Genomic DNA, 25,644 nt, shown 5'->3' on the forward strand with positions numbered 1-25,644 from the left:
CTTTACCGCTTAGGGGCTCACGCCATATGAAATCACCTTCCCAGACCAACGCAATTGACTTCGATAGCGCCAAATTGCAACGCCTGGGATTTGGTCAGCAACCTCCTCTTCTGGAACGCCCCGTCAGCCTTGCGCAATTGCGTCAGCAACTGGGTCAGCAGTTGCAAACCAGCCTTGAGCCACAACGCATTCTCGGTCTTTTCTTCCGCGAAGTTCAGCGCTTGGTGCCACTGGATGCCTTGAACTATCGGCATCAGGCCAGCGACTTGCGCCTGGAGTTCGGTCAGCGCGGCCATCACTCGGTCAGTTACAGCCTCAGCCACGAAGGCGAGCAGCTGGGTGAGCTGGTCTTTCGCCGCAATCAGCGATTCAGCGAGCTTGATCAAGGCAATCTGGAGTCTTTGCTGTCTGCACTGCTGTTCCCAATGCGCAATGCCCTGCTTTACCGAGCGGCAACGCAAAGCGCATTGCGCGACCCATTGACCGATACCGGCAACCGTATCGCCATGGATCAGACCCTGGAACGCGAAATCGAGATGTCGCGACGTCACCTGATGCCGCTATCTCTGCTGATGCTGGACATCGACCACTTTAAGAACGTCAACGACAGTTATGGCCACAATGCCGGCGATGACGTGCTCAAGGCGGTCGCCACAGCGATCAAGAACCAGCTGCGCAATGTCGATATGGTGTTCCGGTTTGGCGGCGAAGAGTTTCTGATCCTGCTGTCCAACACTACTCGAGAAGCAGCCGCCATGGTCGGCGAGCGTCTGCGGGCGGCGGCTCAGGCCCAGGACTATCAGGCAGATGGCAATGCAGTCGAGCTGACGGTCAGCCTCGGATGTTCGACCCTGCTGCCGGGTGAGTCTGCCGAGAGCTTGTTGCGACGAGCCGACAGCGCGCTGTACGTCGCCAAGCGTGAGGGGCGTAACCGGTTGACGATGGCGGGTTGAGCTTTCTCAACACCAAAAACCAATGTGGGAGCGAGCCTGCTCGCGAATGCGATTTATCTTTCAACGATAATGTTGACTGATAATCCGCATTCGCGAGACAGGCTCGCTCCCACATTTTTTGCTTTGTGTTGCCTATGGATCAGCTTTCCGCCAGCGCCATGCGCTCGCGCGCTACCGGCACTTTTTCCGAATGCTCAAGCTGCATGCAGCGCTCCAGAAACAGGTGCATGTAGTCGTAGCTCTTGCAGATGGCCTGACGCAGTTCCACTTGCAACGCCTTGCTCGGGTTCATGCCCGCCAGGGTGCAGATGATTTCCAGCGCCTCCCACGGATGGGCATCGTCGTACTGGGCATGCATCTTCAGCCACTTCATCGCACGTTTACGATCTTCTTCCGGGAACGCCGCAGCGTAGACGCCGCTGGAGCACACCAGCGCCGACCACTCGCCGGTCGCGCCTTCGATGGCGTAGTTGGTCGCGGCGATGGCGACGATCAGCGAATCCGCCGAACTGGTGTGCCAGCACCAATGGCTCAGGGCGTGAAGTTCAGGGGCAACCTGCTGCGCCTGGAGGTCTTCAAGGCTGACGCCGTGCGCCCGACTCCAGTGCACCCAGTAATCGGCATGGTTCAATTCCACGCGAATATTGCGCATCAGCCAGCGACGCGCCATGTCTTCACCAGGATGGCGGGCAAAGCGGGTCTTGGTCAGGTTTTGTGCCATATATAACGCGAACTGTTCAACGACCGGCCAGCCACCGATGAGGTACTGACGCATGGTTTTTGCGCTGAGTTTGTTATCTCGCATGCGCTGATACAGTTCGTGTTCGACAACCCGGCGCTTACTCTCGCTGCAGTCCTTGATGAGCTGTTGAGCCCAGGCGGGATAACTTGCAGCTTCCATGAGTGGTCCGGTTCGGTTGAATGTGTCGATCACTGTCGGGCTCCTTTTGATTGTGATTGTTCGGATCAGCAAGAGATTTCAACGGAACGTGCCAGGGGCCTTGAACAACAAAGGCTGAGGCCGGGCAGGACGACTTTGCAAACTATCGCAGGTAAACAGATGCGGGCGTTCAATCACATACCCTTGAGCGAAATCGACCCCGATTTCCAGCAATGCCTGCTCGATCTGGGGTGACTCTACAAACTCGGCAATCGTACGCTTACCCATGACATGGCCGATGTGGTTGATCACTTCGACCATGGCGCGGTTAATCGGGTCGTCCAGCATATCCTTTACGAAACTCCCGTCGATCTTCAAGAAGTCTACAGGCAAATGTTTCAAGTAAGCGAACGAGGACATTCCGGCACAAAAGTCATCTAACGAAAAGTGACAACCTAAACCTTTGAGCTCATTGATAAATCTGATTGCACTGCCCAAATTTGAAATTGCACTGGTTTCAGTGATTTCAAAACAAATCATTTCAGGCGGAATTGAATAGTTAACAAACTGTTCACGCAGGAAGTCCAGAAACGCCTCATCTCCGATAGTAGTACCTGACAGATTAATCGCACACATGGCCAGCGGCCCTTTGCGCTGTTCGGCCATGCATTGGGCAATGATCTTGAAGACGTTCTCCACCACCCAACGATCGAGTGCAGTCATCAATCCGTAACGCTCCGCCGCCGGAATGAAACTGTCCGGCAAGATCATGCGGCCGGCTTCGTCATGCAGGCGCAACAGGATTTCGATATGCCCTCCCCCACGCTCGGTATGACCCAGCGGTGCGATTTCCTGGGAGTACAGGCAAAAGCGATCCTCTTCCAGCGCCATGTGCAGACGCTGGACCCAGGCCATCTCGCCAAAGCGCAGCGACAGCTCGGAGTCATCGGCGTGATAGACCTGAACCCGGTTGCGCCCTTTTTCCTTGGCCATGTAACAGGCCATATCAGCGGCACGCAGCGAGGCTTCAAGGGAGGTTGGTGTTTGCGCGAGGTGAACCAGCCCGATACTCACCGTCGTCACGAAGGGCCGACCTTTCCAGACAAAGTGCAGGTTCTGGACGGTCTGGCGCAGGTTCTCGGCAATCTTGTCCGCCGCTTCGGGTGCGCAGTTTTCCAGCAAGATGCCGAACTCGTCACCACCGAGACGGGCCAGGGTGTCGCCTTCGCGCAAGCCCGATTGCAACAGCGCGCAGATATGCCGCAGCAACTCGTCGCCCGCCGCATGGCCGCAGGTGTCGTTGACCAGTTTGAATTGATCCAGATCGAGAAACATCAGGGCATGACGCGCGGAATGCCGCGTCAGGTTGTGCAGAGCCTGTTCCAGGCGAAATTCGAATTCGCGGCGGTTGGCGAGCCCGGTCAACGCGTCATGAGTCGCCTGCCAGGACAGATTGGCAATGTACTGGCGCTCTTGGGTCATGTCATGCAACACCAGCACGGTGCCACTGACCTTGCCTGCATTGCGAATCGGCGAGCCAACCAGCGTCACCGACACCGTGCTGCCATCCAGGCGCTGGATCAGCTTGGAATGTTCACTGCCACCGCTGAGCTGACCACTCAGGATATGTTCGATCAACGTGAAACCATCAGCCTGAGCGTTTTCATCCAGCAAATTGAACAGTGCCGCCAACGGCAAACCCGTCGCCTGATCGGCTTTCCAGTGGGTCAGCGCTTCCGCAGCGGGATTCATGTAGGCGATAGCGCCCTCGACATCTGTGGTGATGACCCCGTCGCCAATGGATTGCAGGGTGATCTGCGCCCGGTCTTTCTCCAGTTGCAGCGCCTCGGCGAACTCATGGCGCTGCTTGAGCAACTTGTGGGTACGCAGCAACGCCAGCGCGATCAAGCCCAGCGCCGTGGCGAGGTTGGTCACCAGCAGCAACCGGAGAATCAAGCGCGAGCCCTCGCCCAATGCGTCGCTGAACGCTTTGGCCGCGGGCGTCACTGCATCGTTGATGGCGAAAATTCGATCCTTCCAGCGCCAGATATCGGCGGTGGTGGCCTGACCTTCGGTAATGCGCCGGTGCATCTCTTGCGCAACCTCATTGAGTTGCAACAGGTACGCGTCGCCCACCGTCCAGCGATCAATGGCTTTTTCAAGGTAGGTGAAATGTCGGAAATTGAGGTAGAGCCAGATCAGGCTGGAAACGTCGTCGGGGTGATTGCCCCCTTTGAGAATCGCCACTCGTGCGGCTTCGATGTCCGGCGGCTGGAGATCCAGTGCCACACGCAACTCGTGACCACCTTGAGGGACGGCTATGGCGTTCTGGTATTTGAGGAAAATCGCCTCGTCGCGATTGTCCGCGTAGAGGTTGAGGTAATAGATGGCGTCCTTTTGGCCCTTTGACCAAAGGCTTTCACCGGCAACGTAGCCGCGAACTGCCGACAAAACGTACAGGCTTACACCACCCAACAGGGCCTGAAACAGCACGACGGCAATAAATGGCCAGACAATGCCCAATAGCCGCGGCGTTCCGAGAGTCCGGGTTTGATTCATGAGGTCCCTTGTTTTAGCACTGCCAGATCATCATCCCGATGTGATCGCTATAGCTAGACTAGGGTGCGATCTCGATCCCGGCAAGCGAGAAGCCTGCCAGGACGGGCAAGTCCTTGATTATTCACCAGGATGTTCCCTGCAACGGATGAAGCGGAATAGAAAAGGGACTGCACGTCGACGCTAAAGTTGCTGCAAATGCCCATAGAGTTTTGCGTACAAACCACCTCCGGCAATCAGTTGTTGATGGTCGCCATCCTCGGCAATCTGTCCACCATCGAACACCAGCACCCGATCAGCCTGTTTCACCGCCGACAACCGATGCGCAATGATCAGCGTGGTGCGGTGGCTGAGAAACTTCGCCAGTGCCTGATGCAGGTTGTATTCGGTGGCAGCGTCCAGCGCCGAGGTCGCCTCATCGAGAATCACCACTTTGGGTTCGGCCAGGACCATCCGCGCAATCGCCAGGCGTTGGCGCTGGCCACCGGACAAACGCACGCCGGAGCGCCCGACGATGCTGTCCAGGCCATTGGGCAGCTCTCGAACCGTGTGGTGCAACTGGGCAATTTCCAGTGCTTGCCAGCAAGCATCGTCGCCGCGTACACGGCCCATCGTCAGGTTGGCGCGGATGGTGTCATTGAACAGGGCCGGATGTTGCAGGACCACGGCGACGTTTTCGCGCACGGTTTCCAGACCGATCTCCTGTTGGGTCGAGCCACCGAAGCGGATGGTCCCGGCCAGTGGCGTGTACAAGCCCAGCAACAGTTGCACCAAGGTGCTCTTGCCACCGCCACTGGCGCCGACAATCGCGACTTTTTCACCGGGGGCGATGGACAGGTCCATCTTGTTCAACACCAACTCATCGCCGTAACCGAAACTCAGGCCCTGGACTTCAATGCCCACCGTGTCACGGCCCTGGAACGGGTCGACGCCACCGGGGTATTGCGGTTCATCGGCCCTGGCCAACAGCTCGTTGATCCGCGATAGCGCACCGCCGGCCGCGTAGTAGGCGTACTGCAGATTCAGCAGTTGCTCCACCGGGCCGATCATGAACCACAGGTAGCTGAACACCGCCAGCATCTGGCCAATGGACAGGTCGGAGAACAACACAGTGAGCATCGCCGCCGCGCGAAAAATATCGATGCCGAACTGGAACAGCAGGCCGCTCGCCCGGTTCGAGGCATCGGTTTTCCATTGCGAGTTGACTGCGTAATCACGCACTTCCCGGGCCCGCAGGCCAAGGCGCCCAAGGAAGAATCCCTGGCGGTTGCCAGCACGCACTTCCTGGATCGAATCGAGGGTTTCGGTCAGTGCCTGGGTGAAGCGCGAGGTGCTGTCGTTCTCGAGTTTCTTCAGGTGTTTGACCCGCTTGCCCAGTTGCACCGTGGCGTAAATCACCAACGGATTGAACAGCATGATCAGCAGCGCCAGCTTCCAGTGCATCCAGATCAGAATGCTCGCGGTGCCGACCAGCGTCAGCATCGCCACGAGGAAGCGGCTGAGGGTTTCGCCGACGAATTTGTCCAGCGTGTCCAGGTCCGTGACCAGGTGCGTGGTCACCGTGCCGCTGCCCAGGCTTTCGTATTCACCGAGGGAAATGCGCTTGAGCCGCTCGATCAGTCGGGTACGAATGCGATAGACGATGTCCTTGGCCAGCGCCGCAAATAATTTTGCCTGTATCACGTTGAACAACAAGGCGCCGCAACGTAGCAACAATGTCACGAACAACATCAGGCCGATGTAGCCGGCCGCTTTCTGCCAGCCTTCGGGCAGGGCGTGGTTCATCACCTTCAGCGCGGCGTCACCGTGCCCCAGCAACACTTCGTCCACCAGCAACGGCAGCAGCAACGGAATCGGCACACTGCACAAGGTCGCCAGCACGGCGACGCCATTGGCGATCCACAGGGATTTTTTATGGTGCAGGGCCAGTCGGCGGATTTCGGCCCAGCTCAGCCGATCGACACGCGTGGGAGCCGGGGCGTCATCAGGACCATCATGCACAGACGGAGTGCTCCAGCCAGCGGCCGAGCAACGGGGACAATTCACTCAGGGGCTGATAGCCATTGGTCAGCAACGCCAATTGACCATTGCGCTCAGCCAGCAAGGTCGGGAAACCGGCGATGCCCAGGTCCTGGACCCAGGTGAAATCGGCCGCTGTGGCGGCGTGCATATCGGCTCGGTCAAACGCGGCAGCGAATTCGATGCGCGGCAGACCGGCCTGTTCGGCCAATTCCACCAGCACGCTGGCGTGGGTGACATCGCGGCCTTCGGCATAGAACGCGTGCTGGATCAGGCCCAGCAGTTTCCATGCACAATCCGGCGCCAGGGCACGCGCGGTCACCAACGCTCGACAGGCAGGCTCGGTGTCATACACAAAGCCTTCCGGCAACGCGCCTTCTGTCTTGAATGGTTGGCCGGTGGCATCAGTGACCGCCTGCCAATGTTCAAGAATGTAACGTCGGGTGGTTGGCTCCAGCGCCGCACCGCTGCCGGTGCGCAAACCACCGACGATCAGATGCACCTCTACGCCCGCCGCGTGCGCCTGTTCGACCAAGGCTTTGGCCACTGGCGCAAACCCCCAGCACCAGGAACACATCGGATCCATCACATAGAGCAGGCGGCGCGCAGACATGGTTCAAGCCTCGGAAGGGGTTTGCTTGTAGTTGTAGCCGATCGGGTGCGGCAAGTTGCGCGCCTTGGCCAGTTCGATCTGCTTCTGCCGATCAATGGCACTGCGCCGGGTCTTCTCGCTCAGCGTATCCCAGCAATGCGGGCAGCTGATGCCGGCCACGTAATGTTCGGAAGCGCGGTCTTCGACGCTGATCGGCGTACGGCAGGCATGACATTGATCGTAGTCGCCTTCGCTGAGGTCATGACGCACGGTCACGCGGTTGTCGAACACGAAGCAGTCGCCCTGCCATTTGGTTTCTTCCTGCGGCACCTCTTCGAGGTACTTCAGAATGCCGCCCTTGAGGTGATAGACCTCTCCATAGCCTTCGCTAAGCATGAAGCTCGACGCCTTCTCGCAGCGGATGCCGCCAGTGCAGAACATCGCGACCTTCTTGTGTACGGCCGGGTCGAAGTTGGCTTTGATGTAGTCAGGAAATTCGCGAAAACTGGTGGTTTTCGGGTCGATGGCGCCTTCGAAGGTGCCGATCGAGACTTCGTAATCGTTACGGGTGTCGATCAACAACACTTCCGGATCGCTGATCAGCGCATTCCAGTCCTGTGGATCCACGTAGGTGCCGACCTTTTTGTTCGGGTCCACGCCTTCAACGCCGAGGGTAACGATTTCTTTCTTGAGCTTGACCTTGGTGCGGTAGAACGGCTGGTCGTCGCAGTACGACTCTTTGTGATCGATGTCGTCCATGCGTGGGTCGTTCTTGAGCCAGGCCATCAGCCCGTCAATGCCTTCGCGGCTGCCGGACACGGTGCCGTTGATGCCTTCTTCGGCGATCAGCAGCGTGCCTTTGATGCCGTTGTCGACCATCGCTTGCAGCAGGGGCTCGCGCAGGGCGACGTAATCTTCCAGGGTGACGAACTTATACAGTGCCGCCACGACAATCTGTTGTGTCATGGGTGTTTCTCCAGGTGGCTACCCTCGCAAAGGGTGAACCGGATTCAAAAAAAAAACGCGCCGGGTGAGCGGCGCGTTGCGGATTCTAGCAAAAAACGCGGGTTTAATGCTTGCTGCCGCCAGCACAGGTCGGCGAGGCCGGAGCCGCGTCGATCTGTGCCCATTCCTCAGGCGTGTAGGTATGCAGCGCCAACGCATGAAACTCGCCCATCAGCTCGCCGAGCGTGCCGTAGACTTTTTGATGCCGCTTGACCCGGTTCAGCCCTTCGAACTGCTGGCTGACCACCACGGCCTTGAAGTGGGTCTGCAACCCACGGCTGTGCATGTGGCTTTCATCCAGCACTTGCAGATGCTGCGGCTGTAACAGGCCCAGCGTTGATTCGATGCGTTGTTGCATGGTCATACCGAACTCCGCTTAAGGCTTTTTCTTGGCTGCTGGAGCGGCGGCGCCTTTCGGGTCCAGCTCGGCAGTCATGTCAGCCAACAGTTTGTTGACCACAGGCACTGCGCTTTCCAGTTTGGCTTGAGTCATCTGGGCCGATTGCTGAGTCAGCTGCGGCATTTTTTCCAGGACTTTCTTGCCCAGCGGCGACTGGTAGAACGCTACCAGGTCTTTGAGCTCGGACTCGGTGAAGTTGGTGGTGTAGAGCTTGACCATGTCCGGCTTCAGCTTGTTCCAGCCAATGGCCTGGTCCAGCGCGGCGTTGGCTTTGGCTTGGTACGTTTCCAGCAAGGCTTTTTTCGATTCAGGGGCTTTGGTCTGTTCAAAGCGCTGAGCGAACATTTGCTGTACTTGCATGTACACCGGAGTGCCCAATTTGTCAGCGTGCGCCAGGGTCAGGAAAGCTTCGGCACTGGCGTTGTGGCTGGCGGTATCGGCAAAAACTGGGCCGCTGGCGCAAACCAGTGCAACCGCGGTACAGATGGCACGAAGACGAGTCATCGAGTTTCCTTTTCTAGCAGGCGAGGTAAAACCCCAAGGGCGTCCATTCTGCGCCTAAAAAAGTGTGTCACTCAACCCCAAGCCTTGTCAGGCCTGAATTAGAGGGGTTGAAGAGGCAAAAAACCTTCAGATGGAACCACGGCCGACGATCACGGCCTAAACTGCGCTATCAGACCTACAGGAGTGTGCATGATGAGCCGTATCGAAACCGACAGCCTTGGCCAGGTGGAAGTCCCGGATGAAGCTTACTGGGGCGCTCAAACGCAACGCTCGCTGATTAACTTCGCCATCGGCAACGAAAAGATGCCGCTGGCGGTGCTGCACGCCCTGGCACTGATCAAGAAAGCCGCGGCGCGGGTCAATGACCGTAACGGCGACGTGCCCGCCGACATCGCCCGGCTGATCGAGCAGGCTGCCGACGAAGTGCTCGATGGCAGCCACGACGACCAGTTCCCGCTGGTGGTCTGGCAGACCGGCAGCGGCACCCAAAGCAACATGAACGTCAACGAAGTGATCGCCGGCCGCGCCAACGAACTGGCCGGCAACCCTCGCGGCGGCAAGTCGCCGGTGCACCCCAACGATCACGTCAACCGCTCGCAAAGCTCCAACGACTGCTTCCCCACGGCCATGCACATCGCGGCGGCCCAAGCGGTGCAACAGCACTTGCTGCCGGCCATCGGCGAGCTGTCGGGCGGGTTGGCCGAGCTGGCGGCGCGCCACATGAAACTGGTCAAGACCGGCCGAACGCACATGATGGACGCCACGCCGATCACCTTCGGCCAGGAAGTCTCGGCGTTTATCGCGCAACTGGATTACGCCGAACGGGCGATCCGCAGCGCGCTGCCAGCCGTCTGTGAGCTGGCCCAGGGCGGCACCGCGGTTGGCACCGGGCTGAATTCGCCCCACGGTTTTGGAGAAGCGATTGCTTCCGAACTGGCGGCCCTTTCTGGTCTGCCGTTCATCACCGCGCCAAACAAATTCGCGGCGCTGGCGGGTCACGAACCACTGACGACACTTTCCGGGGCGCTGAAGACCCTGGCGGTGACACTGATGAAAATCGCCAACGACTTGCGTCTGCTGGGCTCTGGCCCCCGCGCCGGTTTCGCCGAGGTTAAATTGCCGGCCAACGAACCGGGCAGTTCGATCATGCCGGGCAAGGTCAACCCGACGCAGTGCGAAGCGCTGTCGATGCTGGCCTGTCAGGTGTTGGGCAATGACGTCGCCATCGGCTTCGCGGCGAGTCAGGGTCATCTGCAATTGAACGTGTTCAAACCGGTGATCATCCACAACCTGCTGCAATCGATCCGCCTGCTGGGGGATGGCTGCAGCAACTTCCAGCAGCACTGCATCGCCGGGCTTGAGCCGGACGCAGAGAAAATGGCTGAACACCTGGAGCGTGGCTTGATGCTGGTGACGGCACTTAATCCGCACATCGGCTATGACAAATCGGCGGAGATTGCCAAGAAGGCGTATGCCGAAGGGCTGACGTTGCGGGAGGCGGCGTTGCAGTTGGGGTATCTGACGGATGAGCAGTTTGATGCGTGGGTAAGGCCGGAGAATATGCTGGAGGCCGGGGCCAAGGGCTGAAATCAGCTGCGACCATTAGTCAGTCTTCGCGAGCAGGCTCGCTCCCACAGGGGGATCGCATTCTCCTGTGGGAGCGAGCCTGCTCGCGAATGGCCGCGATAAAAGGTGTTCAGCCGAGCGCCATTTTGGCCTTTCGCGCCTTGAGCCCCGCAATCAACGAAGGCCCCAACGCCACCAACGCCGACCCCAACACCACCAGGACCGCCCCGCCATACCCCAGACCGTTGATCGTCTCGGCATGCACATAATCGGGCCATAACCACGCGGCGATGGCCACCGCGACAAACGTTACCAACGGCGTAATCGCCAGCGTCGCACTCACCCGCGATGCTTCCCAATGGGCCAGCGCTTCGGCAAATGCGCCATAGGCGATCAGGGTATTCATGCAGCACGCCAGCAGCAGCCAGCCTTGCAGCGGACTCAGTTGCAACGCTTCAAGCGGGTGCACCCACGGCGTTAGCAACAACGCGCAGAACAGGTAGATCACCATCATTACCTGCAACGAATTCCAAACCGTCAGCAATTGCTTCTGCCCCAGGGCGTAGAAGGTCCAGACCGTGGACGCCAACAACACCAACAGCACGCCGGTGGTGTATTCGGTCAACGAGGTGAGCAACTCGGCCAGGCGTTGATTGAAGAACAGGGCGAAACCAATCAGCAGCACCAACAGGCCAATCCCCTGCCCCACGCTGAAACGCTCCTTGAACACAAACAGACTGGCGATCAGCAACATGATCGGGCCCATCTGCACCACCAGTTGCGCGGTGCCGGGGCTGAGCAGGGTCAGGCCCATCAGGTACAACACGTAGTTGCCGACCAGACCGAGCACCGCCATCAAGACCAGCCAGCCACCTCGCGGGCCGAGGACTTTGCGCGTCGGCAAACGCCTGGTCGCGGCCAGGTACACAAACAGGCAACCGCCGGACACGATCAGGCGAAACCAGGTGACGGTCACCGGGTCCATCACCTGCAGCACTTGCTTGAGCTTGATCGGCAGGATTCCCCACAACAACGCAGTCAACAGGGCCAGAAACAGACCGTAAACCCAGCGACCGGATGAAATGTGCATGCGAACCCCAACAGCCAGATGGCGAGAAACACCATTCTAGGCGCAGCGGCGTCTGGCACACAGGGACAGTTGGCGAGTGGACGCGAATGAAACTGTGCAGGTCGCAGCGGCCGTCGATCAGGTGGCCGGGCACAGTCCGGGGTTCGTGCATAAGCTCAGGGGATTCACCTTCAGGAGATCGCCATGTACGGCATGCGCGCCCAGGACAACGCCCCCGCGACGCACTTTCGCAGCGACCGGTTGTGTCGCGTGAATGGGGAACTGTATTTCAGTACTCGGGAAAATACGCTTGAAGGACCGTTTGATAATGCCGAGGCGGCGGCGCGGGAGATTCAGGCGTATATCGAGCGGATGCTGGTTTTGAGTGCCCGCCGTTAGACCGAGGCGCTGCATTCGCGAGCAGGCTCGCTCCCACATTCGATCGCATTACGATGTGGGAGCGAGCCTGCTCGCGAAAGCGGTTGATCAGGCGACACAGTTCTGCGGATTAACGCACCGCTTCAAACAACCCCGTCGCGCCCATCCCGCCACCCACGCACATGGTGACGACGCCATAACGTAAATTGCGCCGCTGCAATTCCCGCACAAGATGCCCGACCTGCCGTGAACCGGTCATGCCGAACGGATGCCCGATGGAAATCGAGCCGCCATTGACGTTGTATTTCTCGTTATCGATCTCCAGCCGATTACGGCTGTACAGGCACTGCGAAGCAAACGCTTCGTTGAGTTCCCACAGATCAATGTCGGCAATCTGCAAGCCCTTGGCCTTGAGCAACTTCGGCACCGAGAACACCGGGCCAATGCCCATTTCATCCGGCTCGCACCCGGCAACCGTGAAACCACGGAAGAACGCCTTCGGCTTCAGCCCCAGTTCCAGGGCTTTTTCCAGGCTCATCACCAGCGTCATCGACGCGCCGTCGGACAGTTGCGACGAGTTGCCCGCCGTGACCGAACCGTCCTCGGCAAACACCGGCGTCAATCCCGCCAGGCTCTCCAGCGTGGTGTCCGGGCGGTTGCAGTCGTCGCGATCGACGATGCCATCGAGGATTTGAATCTGCCCGGTGGCCTTGTCTTCAACCCGATACTTCACCGCCATCGGCACGATTTCATCATCGAACAGACCGGCGGCCTGAGCCTGTGCCGTGCGCTGCTGGCTTTGCAGGGCATACAGATCCTGCGCTTCACGGCTGACGTCGTAGCGACGCGCGACGATTTCGGCGGTCTGGCCCATCGGGAAGTAGATGCCCGGCACCTGCTCTTTCAGCAGCGGGTTGATCAGGTTGTCAGTGTTGACGCTTTTCATGGTCAGGCTAATGGACTCGACGCCACCGGCCACAATGATGTCGCTGCAACCCGAAGCAATCTGGTTGGCAGCGATGGCGATCGCCTGCAAGCCCGAGGAGCAAAAACGGTTGAGGGTCATGCCGGCGGTGCCGATGCCCAGACGCGACAACACAGCCACGTTGCGCCCGATGTTGTAGCCCTGCGCGCCCTCGTTGGAGCCCGCACCGACAATGCAATCCTCGACGCTGGCCGGGTCGATGCCGCTACGTGCCAACAAGGCGTCGACACAATGCGCCGCCATGTCGTCCGGACGGGTCTGGTTGAACTTGCCGCGAAAGGATTTGGCCAGGCCGGTCCGCACGCTGTCGACGATCACCACTTCACGCATGGCATACCTCATTGTTGTTGTCGGTTGAGAGTGGACCGAGCATAAGTCCACCTCATAACCGACCGCGACAATCATTCACCCCGCGTATGCGTAACCATCGCCTCAGTTCTTGTGCTTCCTGGCCTTCTTATCGGACTTTTCGAACGCGTCTTCCAATGCCCGATTAATCGTGCGCAGGACTTTGACCCGCGCCCAGCGCTTGTCATTGGCTTCCACCAGCGTCCAGGGGGAGATTTCGGTGCTGGTGCGATCGACCATGTCGCCGACGGCGGCACGGTAAGCGTCCCATTTGTCGCGATTGCGCCAATCGTCTTCGGTGATTTTGAAACGCTTGAACGGAATTTCTTCCCGGGCCTGGAAGCGCTCCAGTTGGGTCTGCTTGTCGATGGCCAGCCAGAACTTGACAACAATGATGCCCGAATCGGAAATCTGCTCTTCGAAGTCATTGATCTCGCTGTAAGCCCGCAGCCAGTCCGCTGGTGGACAGAACTCTTCGATACGTTCCACCAGCACCCGCCCGTACCAGGAGCGGTCAAATACGGTGAACTTGCCCTTGGCCGGCAGGTGGCGCCAGAACCGCCACAGATACGGCTGCGCCCGCTCCTCTTCGGTGGGTGCGGCAATTGGCACGATGCTGTACTGACGCGGATCGAGCGCCGCCGCGACCCGGCGGATCGCCCCGCCCTTGCCCGCCGCATCATTGCCTTCGAACACCGCCACCAACGCGTGCCGGCGCATGCGTTTATCGCGCATCAGGCCGGAGAACCGCGCCTGTTCGGTAATCAGCTGTTCCTCGTAATCGTCCTTGTCCAGGCTCAGGGTCAAGTCGAGGCTGTCGAGCAGGTTGATCTGATCGATATGGATCGGCAGCGGCGCGGCGTTGACCTTGTCGGGATGGACCTTGGAACGCTTGAGCGCATTTTGCAGGCCTTCGAGCAGGATCTTGCCCACTGCCAGGCTGCGATAGTGCGGATCCACCCCTTCGATCACATGCCACGGCGCGTAGTCACGACTGGTGCGGCGCAATACGCGCTCGCCGTACTTCACGAATTTGTCGTAGGTCCGGGATTGTTGCCAGTCCAGCGGACTGATGCGCCAGCTGTGCAGCGGATCGTCGGCCAGGGCCTTGAGGCGTGCCTTCATTTGTTTTTTGGAGAGGTGGAACCAGAACTTGAAGATCAGCGCGCCTTCGTCGCAGAGCATTTTTTCAAAACGCTCGGACTGGTTGATCGACTGATCGAGCACGGCATCCTTGAACAGGCCATGGACCCGGCCCTGCAGCATCTGGCTGTACCAGTTGCCGAAGAAAATCCCCATGCGGCCCTTGGCCGGCAACATCCGCCAGTAACGCCAGGCCGGTGGCCGCGCCAGCTCTTCGTCGGTCTGCTGGTCGAAGGTGCGGACTTCGATCAGGCGCGGGTCCATCCATTCGTTGAGCAGCTTGACCGTCTCGCCCTTGCCGGCGCCTTCGATGCCGTTGATCAGGATGATCACCGGAAAACGTTGCTGCTGCTGAAGATCGAATTGCGCTTCCAGCAAGGCTTCGCGCAGCGCCGGCACCTCGGCGTCATAGGTTTCTTTGTCGATGGCGTGACCGATTTCGGCGGATTCAAACATGGACGGCTCCCTTCCCAGATTAAGCAAGACTAGCGGATTGGGCCGATCACCCGCAGAGAAAATTCCCTGCCATGTGGGCTTTTGTGGCGAGGGGGCTAGAATGGCGGCCTTGCCGTTGCCGAGCCTGCCATGAAACCTGTATTGCCTCACGCCCAACTCGACTGGGACGACCAGGGTCGCCCGTATTCGCGAGTGTTCGACGACGTGTATTTTTCGGACAAGTCCGGTCTTGAAGAAACCCGTTACGTGTTTCTCGAACAAAACAATTTGCGTGAGCGTTTCGCGGCGTTGGCAGACGGTGGCCGATTGGTCATTGGCGAAACTGGCTTCGGCACCGGGTTGAATTTTTTGTGTGCCTGGCAGTTGTTTGAGCAACACGCTGTGGCGGGTGCGCGGCTGCACTTTGTCAGCGTTGAAAAATACCCGTTGAACGCACCCGACTTGCAACGGGCCCTGGCGCTGTGGCCGGAACTCAAACCGTTCGCCGATCAATTGCTCGCGCAATACGTGGCGATCCATCAAGGCTTCCAGCGACTGATCCTCGACAACGGCCGCGTCACCCTGACGCTGCTGATCGGCGACGCACTGGAGCAGTTGCCGCAACTGGACGCGCAGATTGACGCCTGGTTTCTCGACGGTTTCGCCCCGGCGAAAAACCCCGACATGTGGACTGCCGAACTGTTTGCCGAACTGGCACGGCTGGCAGCGCCAGGCTCGACCATCAGCACGTTCACCAGCACCGGTTGGGTGCGTCGCCTGCTGAACGCGGCGGGCTTCAAAATGAAGCGCACGCCTGGCATTGGTCACAAATGGGAAATCCTGCGGGGCGTGTTCCTCGGTTGGCCCGAAGACAGCGCCGCAGCCGTCAGCGCAAAGCCCTGGTTTGCTCGCCCGACACCGCTGGACGGCGAACGTCACGCACTGGTGATCGGTGCCGGACTGGCCGGCTGCGCCACGGCTGCCAGTCTCGCTGCGCGGGGTTGGCAGGTCAGTTTGCTGGAGCGTCACGACGCGCTCGCGCAAGAAGCCTCGGGCAATCCACAAGGCGTTTTGTACCTAAAGTTGTCGGCCCATGGCACGGCGTTGTCACAGTTGATTGTCAGTGGTTTTGGCCACACCCGTCGGTTGCTCGAGCAGTTGCAACGCGGTGTCGACTGGGACGATTGCGGCGTACTGCAACTGGCCTTCAATACCAAGGAAGCGGAACGTCAGGCACAGTTGGCGGCGGCGTTTCCCGACGACCTGCTGCACCTGCTTGATCGCGAAAAAGCCGAGCATCGCGCCGGTATCGCGCTGCAATCGGGTGGCCTGTTTTACCCCGAAGGCGGCTGGGTGCATCCACCCGCCCTGTGCCACTGGCAAGCAGCGCATCCGCACATCCGGATTCTTACCCATCGTGATGTGCTGGAACTACGCCGCGTCGATGGGCGATGGCAAGCGTGGGATGGCCAATCATTGCTGGCCGACGCTCCCGTGGTGGTGCTTGCCGGCGCCGCCGAAATCAAGCGTTTCCCCTACAGCAGCGAACTGCCGCTCAAACGAATTCGCGGTCAGATCACCCGCCTCCACCAGACACCAGAAAGCCAAAGCCTGAGCACCGTCGTGTGTGCCGAAGGTTATGTCGCACCGGCACGTTTGGGTGAACACACCCTTGGCGCGAGCTTCGACTTCAACAACGATGACCTGACACCGACCGCTGCCGAGCATGTCGGCAATCTGCACATGCTCGAAGAAATCTCGATGGACCTGGTCGCGCGACTCGGTGCAGACACCTTGCAACCTGAAGCACTTGAAGGGCGCGCAGCGTTTCGCTGCACCAGCCCGGATTACTTGCCGATTGTCGGCCCCCTGGCCGACAGCCAGGCATTTACCGACGCCTACATCGCCCTGAGCAAGGATGCCCGACAAACTCCGGACATCCCTTGCCCATGGCTGGATGGCTTGTACGTCAACAGCGGCCACGGTTCACGGGGGCTGATTACCGCACCGTTGTCGGGCGAGTTGCTGGCAGCGTGGCTGGACAACGAACCGCTGCCATTGCCCAGAGCCATCGCCGAAGCCTGTCATCCAAACCGCTTTGCCTTGCGGCGTTTGATCCGGGGCAAGTAAAACCGCTCAACCGTCTGCCAGAGAGCAAGTGCCCAGCTCCACCATTTTTATGACGTCCTCGGTCAAGCGCTCGAAAACGGCATTCTCCGCCGTTTCTTTTTCGGTCTTGATCCCCGAGACCTGACTGAGATAATCGGCCGTCGTCAGGCTCTCGGCCTTATCAAATACCGCTTGTAACTTGGGTGGATACGTCGCACTGACCGAGGCGAATCGCCGAGGGTAATGGCGACTCAGGTAATCCGTCCAAAACGGTTGGCGTATCAGAAACCTCTTCAATTGCGATGACAGCTCCGCGCTTTTTATCTTGCCCTCCGCAATGTCGAGATCCGCCTGCTTCACACCACTCAAAGAGGCATAGCGCATGTGTGTGGGCTGTCCCGGCAAGTTCAGTGTGTTGGCCAGCCCGGTTCGATAGGCGAGGCTGACTTCCAGCGGATCAGCCTTGGGGTCCTGCTTGATGTGACTTTGAGCGATCTTTTCCAGCTCCTCAAGCCGAAACAGACCGCGGCCCAGCGTCAACAAATCTGCCGCCGTAGAACGCACACTACCGATGGGATTGATCACCTTCTCGACTTCCGTCGCCACTTCCAGATGACTGAAGTTCAATGCCGCCGAATCTGTGCAATTGATCGGGTTGGCCGCCAGTTCGAACACTTGCTCGCGCAGCGAGGTATTGGTCTGGGCGGCGTCCAGTACACTCCAGACTCGTCGGGTCATGTCCTCGCGCACATATTCGGCATCAGCGGTGTCGCCCAACTCGGCCAGTAGTCGAAACAGACCATCCGATGCCGGATCATCCTTGAATGCCGTCCATGTCGCGGTCCGCGCAGTCGAGGCCCACTCATCCGGCAACCAGAGTTCCCGTGCCTGTTGCTCGTTCAAGCGGGCAATGTCGTCTTCCAGGTAGCCCATGCCGACACCCACCCGTTCGCGAAATTGCTCGAGCAGGGTCTGACTGTTTTCAGAAAGAGGGTTATGCCGCAAGTTGAGCGTTTCGCTGAACCGCCGGGTGCTGCCGAACAACCAGTCCGGTAGCTCCTTGATCTCATTGTCGCGCAGATCAACCCGGTCCAGATTGGGCAGGCGTGCCAGATTTCTCGGCATTTCAGTCGCGCGAGTGTCGCGCAATGACAGGTAACGCAAATCAAACAACCGGCCGACATCCAGCGTTGCACTGAGCCGGCGATTGGCGTTCAGGTTGAGGGTTTCAAGGGTTCGCAGGCCGTTCAACTTCTTCAAGGTCTGCTCGGTCAATTGCAGATCATTGTTCGCCAGGCTGAGGTGTTTGAGCCCAGGCATTTGCGAAAGAATTTCCGGCAGCAATGTCAGTTTGTTGGTATCCAGCTCCAGGGATTCAAGATTTTTGAACGCCTTGAGGAAGTACGCCACATCGTTATCCAGTTCCATGTCCTTGAGCGACAGGTATTGCACGTGATCAAAGGTGACCCCGGGTGGCAATATCGGGAGCTTGCCGACTCGCATCTGGTCCAGACTCAAACCCGGTACCGAAATCCCCTTCTCGTTGCGTATAAAAGACAGATGGCGCCAGCTGTTTTCCATGATGTCGGACACTTGCGAACGACTCTGGCGCCGCTCACTCACGCTTTCGGTCGGCGACATTGAACCGGTCTCATCCGATCGCCAGGCACGGAGTGTACTTCGCAGCTTTTTCAGTGCCTGCTGTCGATTTTTGATCTGCCTCGCTCGATCCAGGTGGTCACTGCCCAACCCGTCAAGAAACGTCCGGGCCTGCGTTTCGGTAAACAGCGGGTAGAGTTTTCTGACTTTGCGAACCAGTGTTCGAGGATGAATCGAGCCGGCCACCGGTTCATCGGCTTGCAGGCAGTCGCCGGCCGGAGCCGCCTCTTCGATAGCCGCGCCTGAAAACAGTCGCTCGGCGATGGCTCTATCCTCAACGCCCTTACCCAGCAGGTTGTCACGCAAGCGCCACGCATCAATGTCCTCGATACCGGTGATGCCCAGGGCAGTGCGTTTCTCCAGGGGAAGCGCGCGCAAGATCGCGCTGTAGAGGCTGTTGGCCCCCGAAGCGGTGCCAAGCGACTTCCCGTCGCTGCCGAACGCTTCGTGTCCGCTGGCAGTGCTAATGATGACTCGTTTGAGTGCAGCATTTTCGTTACCTACGCTGGCCGTCAATGGCCCGGCGGGAGAACCTTCACGGAGCTCAATCCGCACCTCGTTGCTCCAGCCACGCAGACGGGAAAGCAACGGTATGGCCAGCTTCCGCGTGTCGGTTTCGGCAATGTCGGGTAACGAAAACCCGGTCAACGCCCGGTCCAGACGAATATCGGCCAACACTCGCCGGACGTTTTGCGCCAGCCCCATGGGAATCCGTCCTGTTGCTCGCAGGCGAAGGCGTTCGGTACTGGTTGAGGCTGCGATCAACTCCTGCGCCAGACCGGCGGGGAGCTCGGAAAAGACGCTGCGTACTTTTTGCACATCGCTGACGATGCTCTGGTCATACCGTTGATACAGGTGCTTGAAGACGGATCTGCGGTCAGCCTTCACCACCGCTCCGATTTTCTTTGCAAGCAATCCGCTCTCTGTACCTTTGGCGATGTTTTTGCCCAGCAATGCTTCGAGCTCACTCTGATACAGCCCAGCCACCACCGTATCCAGCAGCTCACCTTTGGCCAGCTGCGCCTCGGTCACCTCGACACTCAACTCTTCGTCCGGGACCAACGTCGTTGGCGGGTACATCGCGGTGATCTTGTGCTCGTCGTCGAGTACTTCGATGTAGCGGTCTGCGGGCCAGCCCGGCAGGGACGGCAAGGTATGCAGCTGTTCCTGGGCATACTCGGCACGCCGGGTATCGCCTTTCTCCATGTCCGCAATGAAACCGGTCAGCCGCTGCTCAATGCGAAAACGCGCGACGCTATCCTTGAATCGTGCAGGTAATCCCCTGTTTTCTTCGGCCAGATGATGCAACCGAGCGACAGGGGTGTCGGTGATTTTTCGTATGGGTTCCAACCGGCTTTCATCGAGTTCGGCCAGCCGGGGATCAATGCGTTTCAAAGCATAGAGACCGCTGCTCCACGCTTCCGGTTGCTCATGAGCGAAGCGCCAGCCACCCTCACCGTTTTGCTCGACAAACGGTGAAAAAGCGTCGCTGCGGGCGGGATGCCTGACTCGCCATGCGGCCTGCGCTTGATCGAAGGTAATCTCATAGGTTGCGTCGTCGATCTTGATGAAACGCCGGGCATTGACGTGATAGATGCCCTCGGCGTCGGCGATCACACTCATCAGCGGCGCTCGCTGATACGGCGCCCCGTCCGACAACCAGAGCCTGGGCTTATCCGCCGCATTGCTGATGGCGGTGAACCGACTGAAAAAATCCGGATGTTGCTCGACAGTCCTCCTGACCAGTGAACCGATGGCTTTGGTGCCGGCCGCAAATGCCGCCATCATGGCAATGTTTTCTGCAACGTTGAGCAGGTGGGCCATTGCCCCGGCCTTGTCATCATGGCGCCAGTCTTCAATACCGTCGTAGACCTCGCCCAACAGTTGCCCAACCGCTACGCCCATCATCAATTGCCCCAGCACGGGAACAAAAAAACCGGCGATGTTGGCGATCAGCAGACCTGCCTCTTCGTATTCTTCCAGACGCTTGTGCCGCGCATCGGCGTCAACATCTGCCGTCGGCACCGCCAGGAGCAATGCATCACTCTGCAGCTTCGTGACATGGCTCTGGTAAAGGAAATTGAACAGCGTCGCCAGAATGGGAGGCGCCTGCAGGTTCATATCCTTCTTTTGTGTAACAGAGGTGTAGAAGTCGGCTTTGTTGCTTTCATCGATGTAGCTGGCGAAAAAATCCGCGTAGGGGCGATCCTTCAGCTGTCGGGTCAAATAATGCTCGAACAGCGCGAAGGTGCTGTATTCGTACAACGGCCGGCTCGGCTCGTTCGGCATGTACACGACACACCCGTCGACCGGATGATCCTTTAGCGAGCGTTTTGAGAAGATGATCACTCCCCAGACACAGGTTCCGAACAACTCCAGCCCTTGTGTATGAACCGGCAGATTCTCGTAGAGAATGGACTTCACACCCGCAGCGCTGACCGCGCCGCTGTTCAACTCCAGGCTTTGCAGCATCTGAAACGCCGAATTGCCAATGTCGCCCTTCAATAGCGCGGTATGAGCATCAACCTTAAGGGCGTTCATTTTGAGTCGACGGATGTCCAGGCCCACCGCGGCAGGTTTGAAGGTGGCCTCGAAATGTGTTTGGTAGCGCGTCCCCAAATCCAGATCGCGACACACTTTGGCAAACGCCATGGGCGTCAGCCGGGGTAAACCCTCCGGCGTTGAAACCAGACGCACGATCCCGCCAGGAGGGAAGCCATCCTCAGCCGTTTCGTCCTCGGTGAAGTTATGCATCGCGGCCTGTAACAGGCTGCGTTTGGCGATCACTTTCCGTTTGGCTAGATCATCGGTCGCAGTGGAACCGGGGCAACCGCAGTCGAATCCCGGTAACTCGACGCCGTCATTTTCAACGTCGAATGCAACAGCGAATTGCTTCGTCAGCGCTTCCGTCAATTCAGAGCGGCAGAACTCGTACAGCGGCTTGATCGCATCAAGCGTCGGTTGAACCTTGGCCTGACAAACCTGCAGTTCACGCATGGCACTGGCAAGCGCAGCAATCTGTTCAGGTGTGGCGGCGGTCAGCCAGGTGGGCAAAGTCTTTTGAAGCGTTTCGGCACTGTCCAGATCGCCGGTCATGTCGATCAAAGCCGATAGTCGGTCTGATTCCGTGAATGGCTTGGCAGCCGGGGTGACGGGGTCCTTGTCTGACATTTGCAATGTTCCTTATTGCATGCAGGAGAGGCCATAAAGTAGCCCCTTCAAGCGGTAATGAATAACTCGGAAAACTAGCGTATTCAGTGGCTTATGCAGCAGCATTTTCAATGCTTCGCAGCAATATGTACCGCACGCCTTGAGCGTTTTTCAGGTAAGGCCGCCCTGCCCGACGCGAGGGCTTATTACTTATCGATCTAAAACTCCCACGATCTCACCGGGTCAGTTTCTGAGTACCCGCCGTTTTGGCCGGGTATCGATTGACCCTCCCCAACGGAAAAACCGGTAAGGATTTTATGTGCGGATTAGCTGGCGAGTTACGCTTTGATCATCAACCTGCGGACCTCGCGGCCGTTGAACGAATCACCCACCACCTGGCCCCTCGCGGCCCTGATGCGTGGGGTTTCCATGCCCAAGGGCCTATTGCGCTTGGCCATCGTCGGCTGAAAATCATGGACCTGTCGGACGGCTCGGCGCAGCCGATGGTCGACAACCAACTGGGCCTTTCCCTGGCCTTCAATGGCGCGATCTACAACTTCCCGGAATTGCGCACCGAGCTGGAAAATCTTGGTTATGCCTTCTATTCCGGCGGTGACACCGAGGTGCTGCTCAAGGGCTATCACGCCTGGGGCGAAGCCTTGCTGCCCAAGCTCAACGGCATGTTTGCCTTCGCCATTTGGGAGCGCGACGCCCAGCGCCTGTTCATCGCCCGCGACCGTCTCGGTGTGAAGCCGCTGTACCTGTCGCGCACCGGCCAGCGCCTGCGCTTTGCCTCGGCGCTGCCAGCGTTGCTCAAGGGTGGCGACATCAACCCGATACTCGACCCGGTGGCGCTCAATCATTACCTGAACTTCCACGCCGTGGTCCCCGCGCCGCGTACCTTGCTGGCCGGCATTGAAAAATTGCCACCCGCCACCTGGATGCGCATCGAGGCCGATGGCCGCACCGAGCAGAAAACCTGGTGGACCCTGCCCTACGGCCCTCGCGCCGACGAAACGAACCTGACCCTGGAAGACTGGCGCGACCGGGTGCTCGACAGCACCCGCGAGGCGGTGGCCATTCGTCAACGGGCGGCGGTAGACGTCGGCGTGCTGCTGTCGGGTGGTGTCGATTCGAGTTTGCTGGTCGGGCTGTTGCGTGAAGTCGGTGTGGAAAACCTGTCGACCTTCTCCATCGGTTTTCAGGATGCTGGCGGCGAGCGTGGCGACGAATTTCAGTATTCGGACCTGATCGCCAAACACTACGGCACTCAGCACCATCAGTTGCGCATCGACGAAAAAGAGATCATCGAGCAACTGCCCGCTGCGTTCCGCGCCATGAGCGAGCCGATGGTCAGCCATGACTGCATCGCCTTTTATCTGCTGTCCCGCGAAGTGGCCAAGCATTGCAAAGTGGTCCAGAGCGGCCAGGGCGCGGACGAGTTGTTCGCCGGCTATCACTGGTATCCGCAAGTCGACGGCGCCGCTGATCCGTACACCGCCTACCGCGAAGCATTCTTCGACCGCAGTTATGACGATTACGCCGCCACCGTGCAGCCGAAATGGCTGACAGCGAATGACGCCGCCGGTGACTTCGTAAAGGAACATTTCGCACAGCCCGGCGCCGATGCGGCGGTGGACAAAGCCCTGCGTCTGGACAGCACGGTGATGCTGGTGGACGACCCGGTCAAACGCGTCGACAACATGACCATGGCCTGGGGCCTGGAAGCACGAACGCCGTTTCTCGATTATCGACTGGTGGAATTGTCGGCCCGTGTGCCGGGCAAATTCAAATTGCCCGACGGCGGCAAACAAGTGCTCAAGGAAGCGGCGCGCCTGGTGATTCCGAGTGAGGTCATCGACCGCAAGAAGGGTTACTTCCCCGTGCCCGGCCTCAAGCATCTGCAAGGCGATACGCTGAACTGGGTGCGCGAACTGCTGCTCGATCCGAGTCAGGATCGCGGTCTGTTCAACCCGGCGATGCTCGACCGTTTGCTGACTGACCCGCAGGGTCAATTGACTCCGCTGCGCGGCTCCAAGCTGTGGCAACTGGCGGCCCTGAACCTGTGGCTCAGCGAGCAAGGAATCTGATCGATGAAACCCCACGCCACGGCTTACAGCCAACGCTTGTTGCGCGGCCAGACACCTTCTTATGAACGCTTGCAGGCGCGTCTCGCCGAAGACGGCAGCGAACTGAGTGCCGCACCGATTGCCGTGCATTGCGGCTGGGGCCGGCTACTGATCGGGCACACCTTCCCCGATCCGGCCAGCCTCGCCCAGGAGCTGCTCAATGAGCAGCCGGGCGAGCGCGACATTGCGTTGTATGTTGCCGCGCCCCAGCAGATTCTGGGCCTGGAACCGGCGCAGTTGTTTCTTGATCCGTCCGACACTTTGCGTTTGTGGTTCAGCGATTACCGTCAGGCCACTCGCGTGTTTCGTGGTTTCCGTATTCGCCGGGCACAAAGCGATGCGGACTGGCAGGCGATCAATCAGTTGTATCAGGCGCGCGGCATGTTGCCGATCGATGCAAACCTGCTGACCCCGCGTCATCTGGGCGGCCCGGTGTATTGGCTGGCCGAGGACGAAGACAGCGGCGCGATCATCGGCAGTGTCATGGGCCTCAATCATCACAAGGCATTCAACGACCCAGAGAACGGCAGCAGCCTATGGTGCCTGGCGGTCGATCCGCATTGTTCGCGGCCGGGCGTCGGTGAGGTGTTGGTGCGGCATTTGATCGAACACTTCATGAGCCGTGGCCTGAGTTACCTGGACTTGTCGGTTCTGCACGACAACCGCCAAGCGAAAAGCCTTTACGCCAAGCTCGGTTTTCGCAACCTCTCGACCTTTGCGATCAAGCGCAAGAACGGCATCAATCAGCCGTTGTTTCTCGGGCCGGGGCCGGAGGCGGAATTCAATCCGTATGCGCGGATCATTGTCGAGGAAGCCCTTCGACGCGGCATTGATGTGCAGGTCGATGACGCCGATGCCGGCCTGTTCACCCTCAGCCATGGCGGGCGCCGGGTGCGTTGCCGCGAATCGTTGAGCGACCTGACCAGCGCCATCAGCATGACCCTGTGCCAAGACAAGAGCCTGACCCACAAGGCGCTCAAAGCCGCAGGGCTGAACCTGCCTTCGCAACAATTGGCCGGCAACGCCGATGACAACCTGGCGTTTCTCGATGAGCACGAGCGGGTGGTGGTCAAGCCGCTGGATGGCGAGCAAGGCCAGGGCGTTGCCGTGGATTTGCAAACCATTGAAGAGGTGCAGCAAGCCATCGAAGCCGCCCGCGCGTTCGACAGTCGAGTGCTACTTGAAAGCTTTCACCAAGGCCTGGACCTGCGGATTCTGGTGATCGGGTTTGAGGTGGTGGCGGCGGCGATTCGGCGCCCGGCGGAGGTGGTTGGCGATGGTCAGCATTCCATCGGCGCGCTGATCGAAGCCCAGAGTCGACGGCGGCAGGCGGCTACCAGCGGCGAAAGCAAAATCCCGCTCGATCATGAGACCCAACGCACGTTGCATGCGGCGGGTTACGACTACAGCAGCATTCTGCCGGCGGGTGAGCATTTGTTCGTACGGCGTACGGCGAATCTTCATACAGGCGGGATTCTGGAGGATGTCACTGCGATTCTGCATCCGACCTTGGTGGATGCAGCGGTGCGGGCGGCGCGGGCACTGGATATCCCGATGGTCGGGCTTGACTTGATGGTGCCGGCGGCCGATCAGCCGGAGTATGTGTTTATCGAAGCCAATGAGCGCGCCGGGCTGGCCAACCATGAACCGCAGCCGACGGCTGAGCGGTTTGTGGATTTGTTGTTTCCGCACAGTCAGCCGGCGGCCCTTTAGATCTGTAGTGCTTGAACTGGCCCCTTCGCGAGCAAGCCCGCTCCCACAGGG

At 59.2% G+C, this 25,644-nt stretch carries 17 protein-coding genes and 1 pseudogene; 6 read left to right on the plus strand and 12 right to left on the minus strand.

The window, feature by feature from the left end:
• Positions 1 to 26: 26 nt before the first annotated feature.
• Entirely contained in the window at positions 27 to 953 is a 927-nt protein-coding gene (locus tag ACWKV5_RS11195; RefSeq protein ID WP_483841309.1) for a GGDEF domain-containing protein, read from the plus strand.
• A gap of 139 nt (positions 954 to 1,092) precedes the next feature.
• On the opposite strand, the gene ACWKV5_RS11200 is transcribed toward ACWKV5_RS11195, so the two are convergent.
• From ACWKV5_RS11200 to ACWKV5_RS11230, 7 genes are all read right to left on the minus strand, one after another.
• Positions 1,093 to 1,854, minus strand: coding sequence for an iron-containing redox enzyme family protein (locus tag ACWKV5_RS11200; RefSeq protein WP_483841310.1), 762 nt, complete (start codon positions 1,852 to 1,854; stop codon positions 1,093 to 1,095).
• 78 nt (positions 1,855 to 1,932) lie between these two features.
• Positions 1,933 to 4,392: an EAL domain-containing protein gene (locus tag ACWKV5_RS11205; RefSeq protein WP_483841311.1), complete on the minus strand. Its 2,460-nt coding sequence runs from the start codon at positions 4,390 to 4,392 to the stop codon at positions 1,933 to 1,935.
• A 180-nt stretch (positions 4,393 to 4,572) separates the two neighbouring features.
• Complete coding sequence (locus tag ACWKV5_RS11210; RefSeq protein WP_483841312.1) at positions 4,573 to 6,390, minus strand: ABC transporter ATP-binding protein; 1,818 nt, start codon at positions 6,388 to 6,390, stop codon at positions 4,573 to 4,575.
• Positions 6,383 to 7,021: a DsbA family protein gene (locus tag ACWKV5_RS11215; protein WP_483841313.1), complete on the minus strand. Its 639-nt coding sequence runs from the start codon at positions 7,019 to 7,021 to the stop codon at positions 6,383 to 6,385. The genes ACWKV5_RS11210 and ACWKV5_RS11215 overlap by 8 nt, the downstream gene beginning before the upstream one ends.
• Before the next feature lie 3 nt (positions 7,022 to 7,024).
• On the minus strand, positions 7,025 to 7,966 hold the full coding sequence (trhO, locus tag ACWKV5_RS11220; protein ID WP_483841314.1) for an oxygen-dependent tRNA uridine(34) hydroxylase TrhO: 942 nt from the start codon (positions 7,964 to 7,966) through the stop codon (positions 7,025 to 7,027).
• A gap of 103 nt (positions 7,967 to 8,069) precedes the next feature.
• On the minus strand, positions 8,070 to 8,369 hold the full coding sequence (locus ACWKV5_RS11225; RefSeq protein WP_008151216.1) for a BolA family protein: 300 nt from the start codon (positions 8,367 to 8,369) through the stop codon (positions 8,070 to 8,072).
• A 12-nt stretch (positions 8,370 to 8,381) separates the two neighbouring features.
• Positions 8,382 to 8,909, minus strand: a complete 528-nt coding sequence (locus ACWKV5_RS11230) for a DUF2059 domain-containing protein (RefSeq protein WP_027924097.1) — start codon at positions 8,907 to 8,909, stop codon at positions 8,382 to 8,384.
• Positions 8,910 to 9,101: 192 nt separating this feature from the next.
• Between ACWKV5_RS11230 and ACWKV5_RS11235 the strand changes: the two genes are divergently transcribed.
• The gene (locus ACWKV5_RS11235) at positions 9,102 to 10,496 is read left to right on the plus strand and encodes a class II fumarate hydratase (RefSeq protein ID WP_483841315.1); all 1,395 of its coding nucleotides are present in this window, start codon (positions 9,102 to 9,104) and stop codon (positions 10,494 to 10,496) included.
• Positions 10,497 to 10,605: 109 nt separating this feature from the next.
• On the opposite strand, the gene ACWKV5_RS11240 is transcribed toward ACWKV5_RS11235, so the two are convergent.
• Positions 10,606 to 11,565 (minus strand): DMT family transporter, encoded by a 960-nt coding sequence (locus tag ACWKV5_RS11240; RefSeq protein ID WP_483841316.1) that lies wholly within the window; start codon positions 11,563 to 11,565, stop codon positions 10,606 to 10,608.
• A 183-nt stretch (positions 11,566 to 11,748) separates the two neighbouring features.
• Between ACWKV5_RS11240 and ACWKV5_RS11245 the strand changes: the two genes are divergently transcribed.
• On the plus strand, positions 11,749 to 11,943 hold the full coding sequence (locus tag ACWKV5_RS11245; protein WP_483841317.1) for a DUF6316 family protein: 195 nt from the start codon (positions 11,749 to 11,751) through the stop codon (positions 11,941 to 11,943).
• Positions 11,944 to 12,052: 109 nt separating this feature from the next.
• On the opposite strand, the gene ACWKV5_RS11250 is transcribed toward ACWKV5_RS11245, so the two are convergent.
• Both ACWKV5_RS11250 and pap read right to left on the minus strand, forming a co-directional pair.
• Positions 12,053 to 13,237 carry a thiolase family protein gene (locus ACWKV5_RS11250; protein WP_483841318.1) on the minus strand — a complete coding sequence of 395 codons (1,185 nt, stop codon included), beginning with the start codon at positions 13,235 to 13,237 and terminating at the stop codon, positions 12,053 to 12,055.
• Positions 13,238 to 13,339: 102 nt separating this feature from the next.
• Positions 13,340 to 14,854, minus strand: a complete 1,515-nt coding sequence (gene pap / locus ACWKV5_RS11255; RefSeq protein WP_483841319.1) for a polyphosphate:AMP phosphotransferase — start codon at positions 14,852 to 14,854, stop codon at positions 13,340 to 13,342.
• A 129-nt stretch (positions 14,855 to 14,983) separates the two neighbouring features.
• On the opposite strand from pap, the gene mnmC reads away from it, so the two are divergent.
• On the plus strand, positions 14,984 to 16,963 hold the full coding sequence (gene mnmC / locus ACWKV5_RS11260; protein WP_483841320.1) for a bifunctional tRNA (5-methylaminomethyl-2-thiouridine)(34)-methyltransferase MnmC2/FAD-dependent 5-carboxymethylaminomethyl-2-thiouridine(34) oxidoreductase MnmC1: 1,980 nt from the start codon (positions 14,984 to 14,986) through the stop codon (positions 16,961 to 16,963).
• Between the two features lie 6 nt (positions 16,964 to 16,969).
• Here the strand turns inward: mnmC and ACWKV5_RS11265 are convergent, their stop codons facing one another.
• Positions 16,970 to 18,067: an NEL-type E3 ubiquitin ligase domain-containing protein gene (locus tag ACWKV5_RS11265; RefSeq protein ID WP_483841458.1), complete on the minus strand. Its 1,098-nt coding sequence runs from the start codon at positions 18,065 to 18,067 to the stop codon at positions 16,970 to 16,972.
• 2,712 nt (positions 18,068 to 20,779) lie between these two features.
• Positions 20,780 to 21,772: pseudogene (locus tag ACWKV5_RS11270) on the minus strand (dermonecrotic toxin domain-containing protein); the annotation flags it as partial.
• Positions 21,773 to 22,068: 296 nt separating this feature from the next.
• Between ACWKV5_RS11270 and ACWKV5_RS11275 the strand changes: the two are divergent.
• The gene (locus tag ACWKV5_RS11275) at positions 22,069 to 23,841 is read left to right on the plus strand and encodes an N-acetylglutaminylglutamine amidotransferase (protein WP_483841321.1); all 1,773 of its coding nucleotides are present in this window, start codon (positions 22,069 to 22,071) and stop codon (positions 23,839 to 23,841) included.
• 3 nt (positions 23,842 to 23,844) lie between these two features.
• Positions 23,845 to 25,593, plus strand: coding sequence for an N-acetylglutaminylglutamine synthetase (ngg, locus tag ACWKV5_RS11280; RefSeq protein WP_483841322.1), 1,749 nt, complete (start codon positions 23,845 to 23,847; stop codon positions 25,591 to 25,593).
• The last annotated feature ends 51 nt before the right edge of the window (positions 25,594 to 25,644 follow it).

This window comes from Pseudomonas oplopanacis, from assembly GCF_057128725.1.

Excerpts from the sequence above, each read along its gene's own strand:
- ACWKV5_RS11240 (WP_483841316.1), bottom strand. The coding sequence starts at position 11,565 with ATGCACATTTCATCCGGTCGCTGGGTTTACGGTCTGTTTCTGGCCCTG.
- ACWKV5_RS11265 (WP_483841458.1), bottom strand. The coding sequence starts at position 18,067 with ATGCCGAGAAATCTGGCACGCCTGCCCAATCTGGACCGGGTTGATCTG.
- ACWKV5_RS11230 (WP_027924097.1), bottom strand. The coding sequence starts at position 8,909 with ATGACTCGTCTTCGTGCCATCTGTACCGCGGTTGCACTGGTTTGCGCC.
- ACWKV5_RS11245 (WP_483841317.1), top strand. The coding sequence starts at position 11,749 with ATGTACGGCATGCGCGCCCAGGACAACGCCCCCGCGACGCACTTTCGC.
- ACWKV5_RS11225 (WP_008151216.1), bottom strand. The coding sequence starts at position 8,369 with ATGACCATGCAACAACGCATCGAATCAACGCTGGGCCTGTTACAGCCG.
- ACWKV5_RS11235 (WP_483841315.1), top strand. The coding sequence starts at position 9,102 with ATGAGCCGTATCGAAACCGACAGCCTTGGCCAGGTGGAAGTCCCGGAT.
- ACWKV5_RS11200 (WP_483841310.1), bottom strand. The coding sequence starts at position 1,854 with ATGGAAGCTGCAAGTTATCCCGCCTGGGCTCAACAGCTCATCAAGGAC.
- pap (WP_483841319.1), bottom strand. The coding sequence starts at position 14,854 with ATGTTTGAATCCGCCGAAATCGGTCACGCCATCGACAAAGAAACCTAT.
- ACWKV5_RS11250 (WP_483841318.1), bottom strand. The coding sequence starts at position 13,237 with ATGCGTGAAGTGGTGATCGTCGACAGCGTGCGGACCGGCCTGGCCAAA.
- ACWKV5_RS11275 (WP_483841321.1), top strand. The coding sequence starts at position 22,069 with ATGTGCGGATTAGCTGGCGAGTTACGCTTTGATCATCAACCTGCGGAC.
- ngg (WP_483841322.1), top strand. The coding sequence starts at position 23,845 with ATGAAACCCCACGCCACGGCTTACAGCCAACGCTTGTTGCGCGGCCAG.
- trhO (WP_483841314.1), bottom strand. The coding sequence starts at position 7,966 with ATGACACAACAGATTGTCGTGGCGGCACTGTATAAGTTCGTCACCCTG.
- mnmC (WP_483841320.1), top strand. The coding sequence starts at position 14,984 with ATGAAACCTGTATTGCCTCACGCCCAACTCGACTGGGACGACCAGGGT.
- ACWKV5_RS11205 (WP_483841311.1), bottom strand. The coding sequence starts at position 4,392 with ATGAATCAAACCCGGACTCTCGGAACGCCGCGGCTATTGGGCATTGTC.
- ACWKV5_RS11215 (WP_483841313.1), bottom strand. The coding sequence starts at position 7,021 with ATGTCTGCGCGCCGCCTGCTCTATGTGATGGATCCGATGTGTTCCTGG.
- ACWKV5_RS11195 (WP_483841309.1), top strand. The coding sequence starts at position 27 with ATGAAATCACCTTCCCAGACCAACGCAATTGACTTCGATAGCGCCAAA.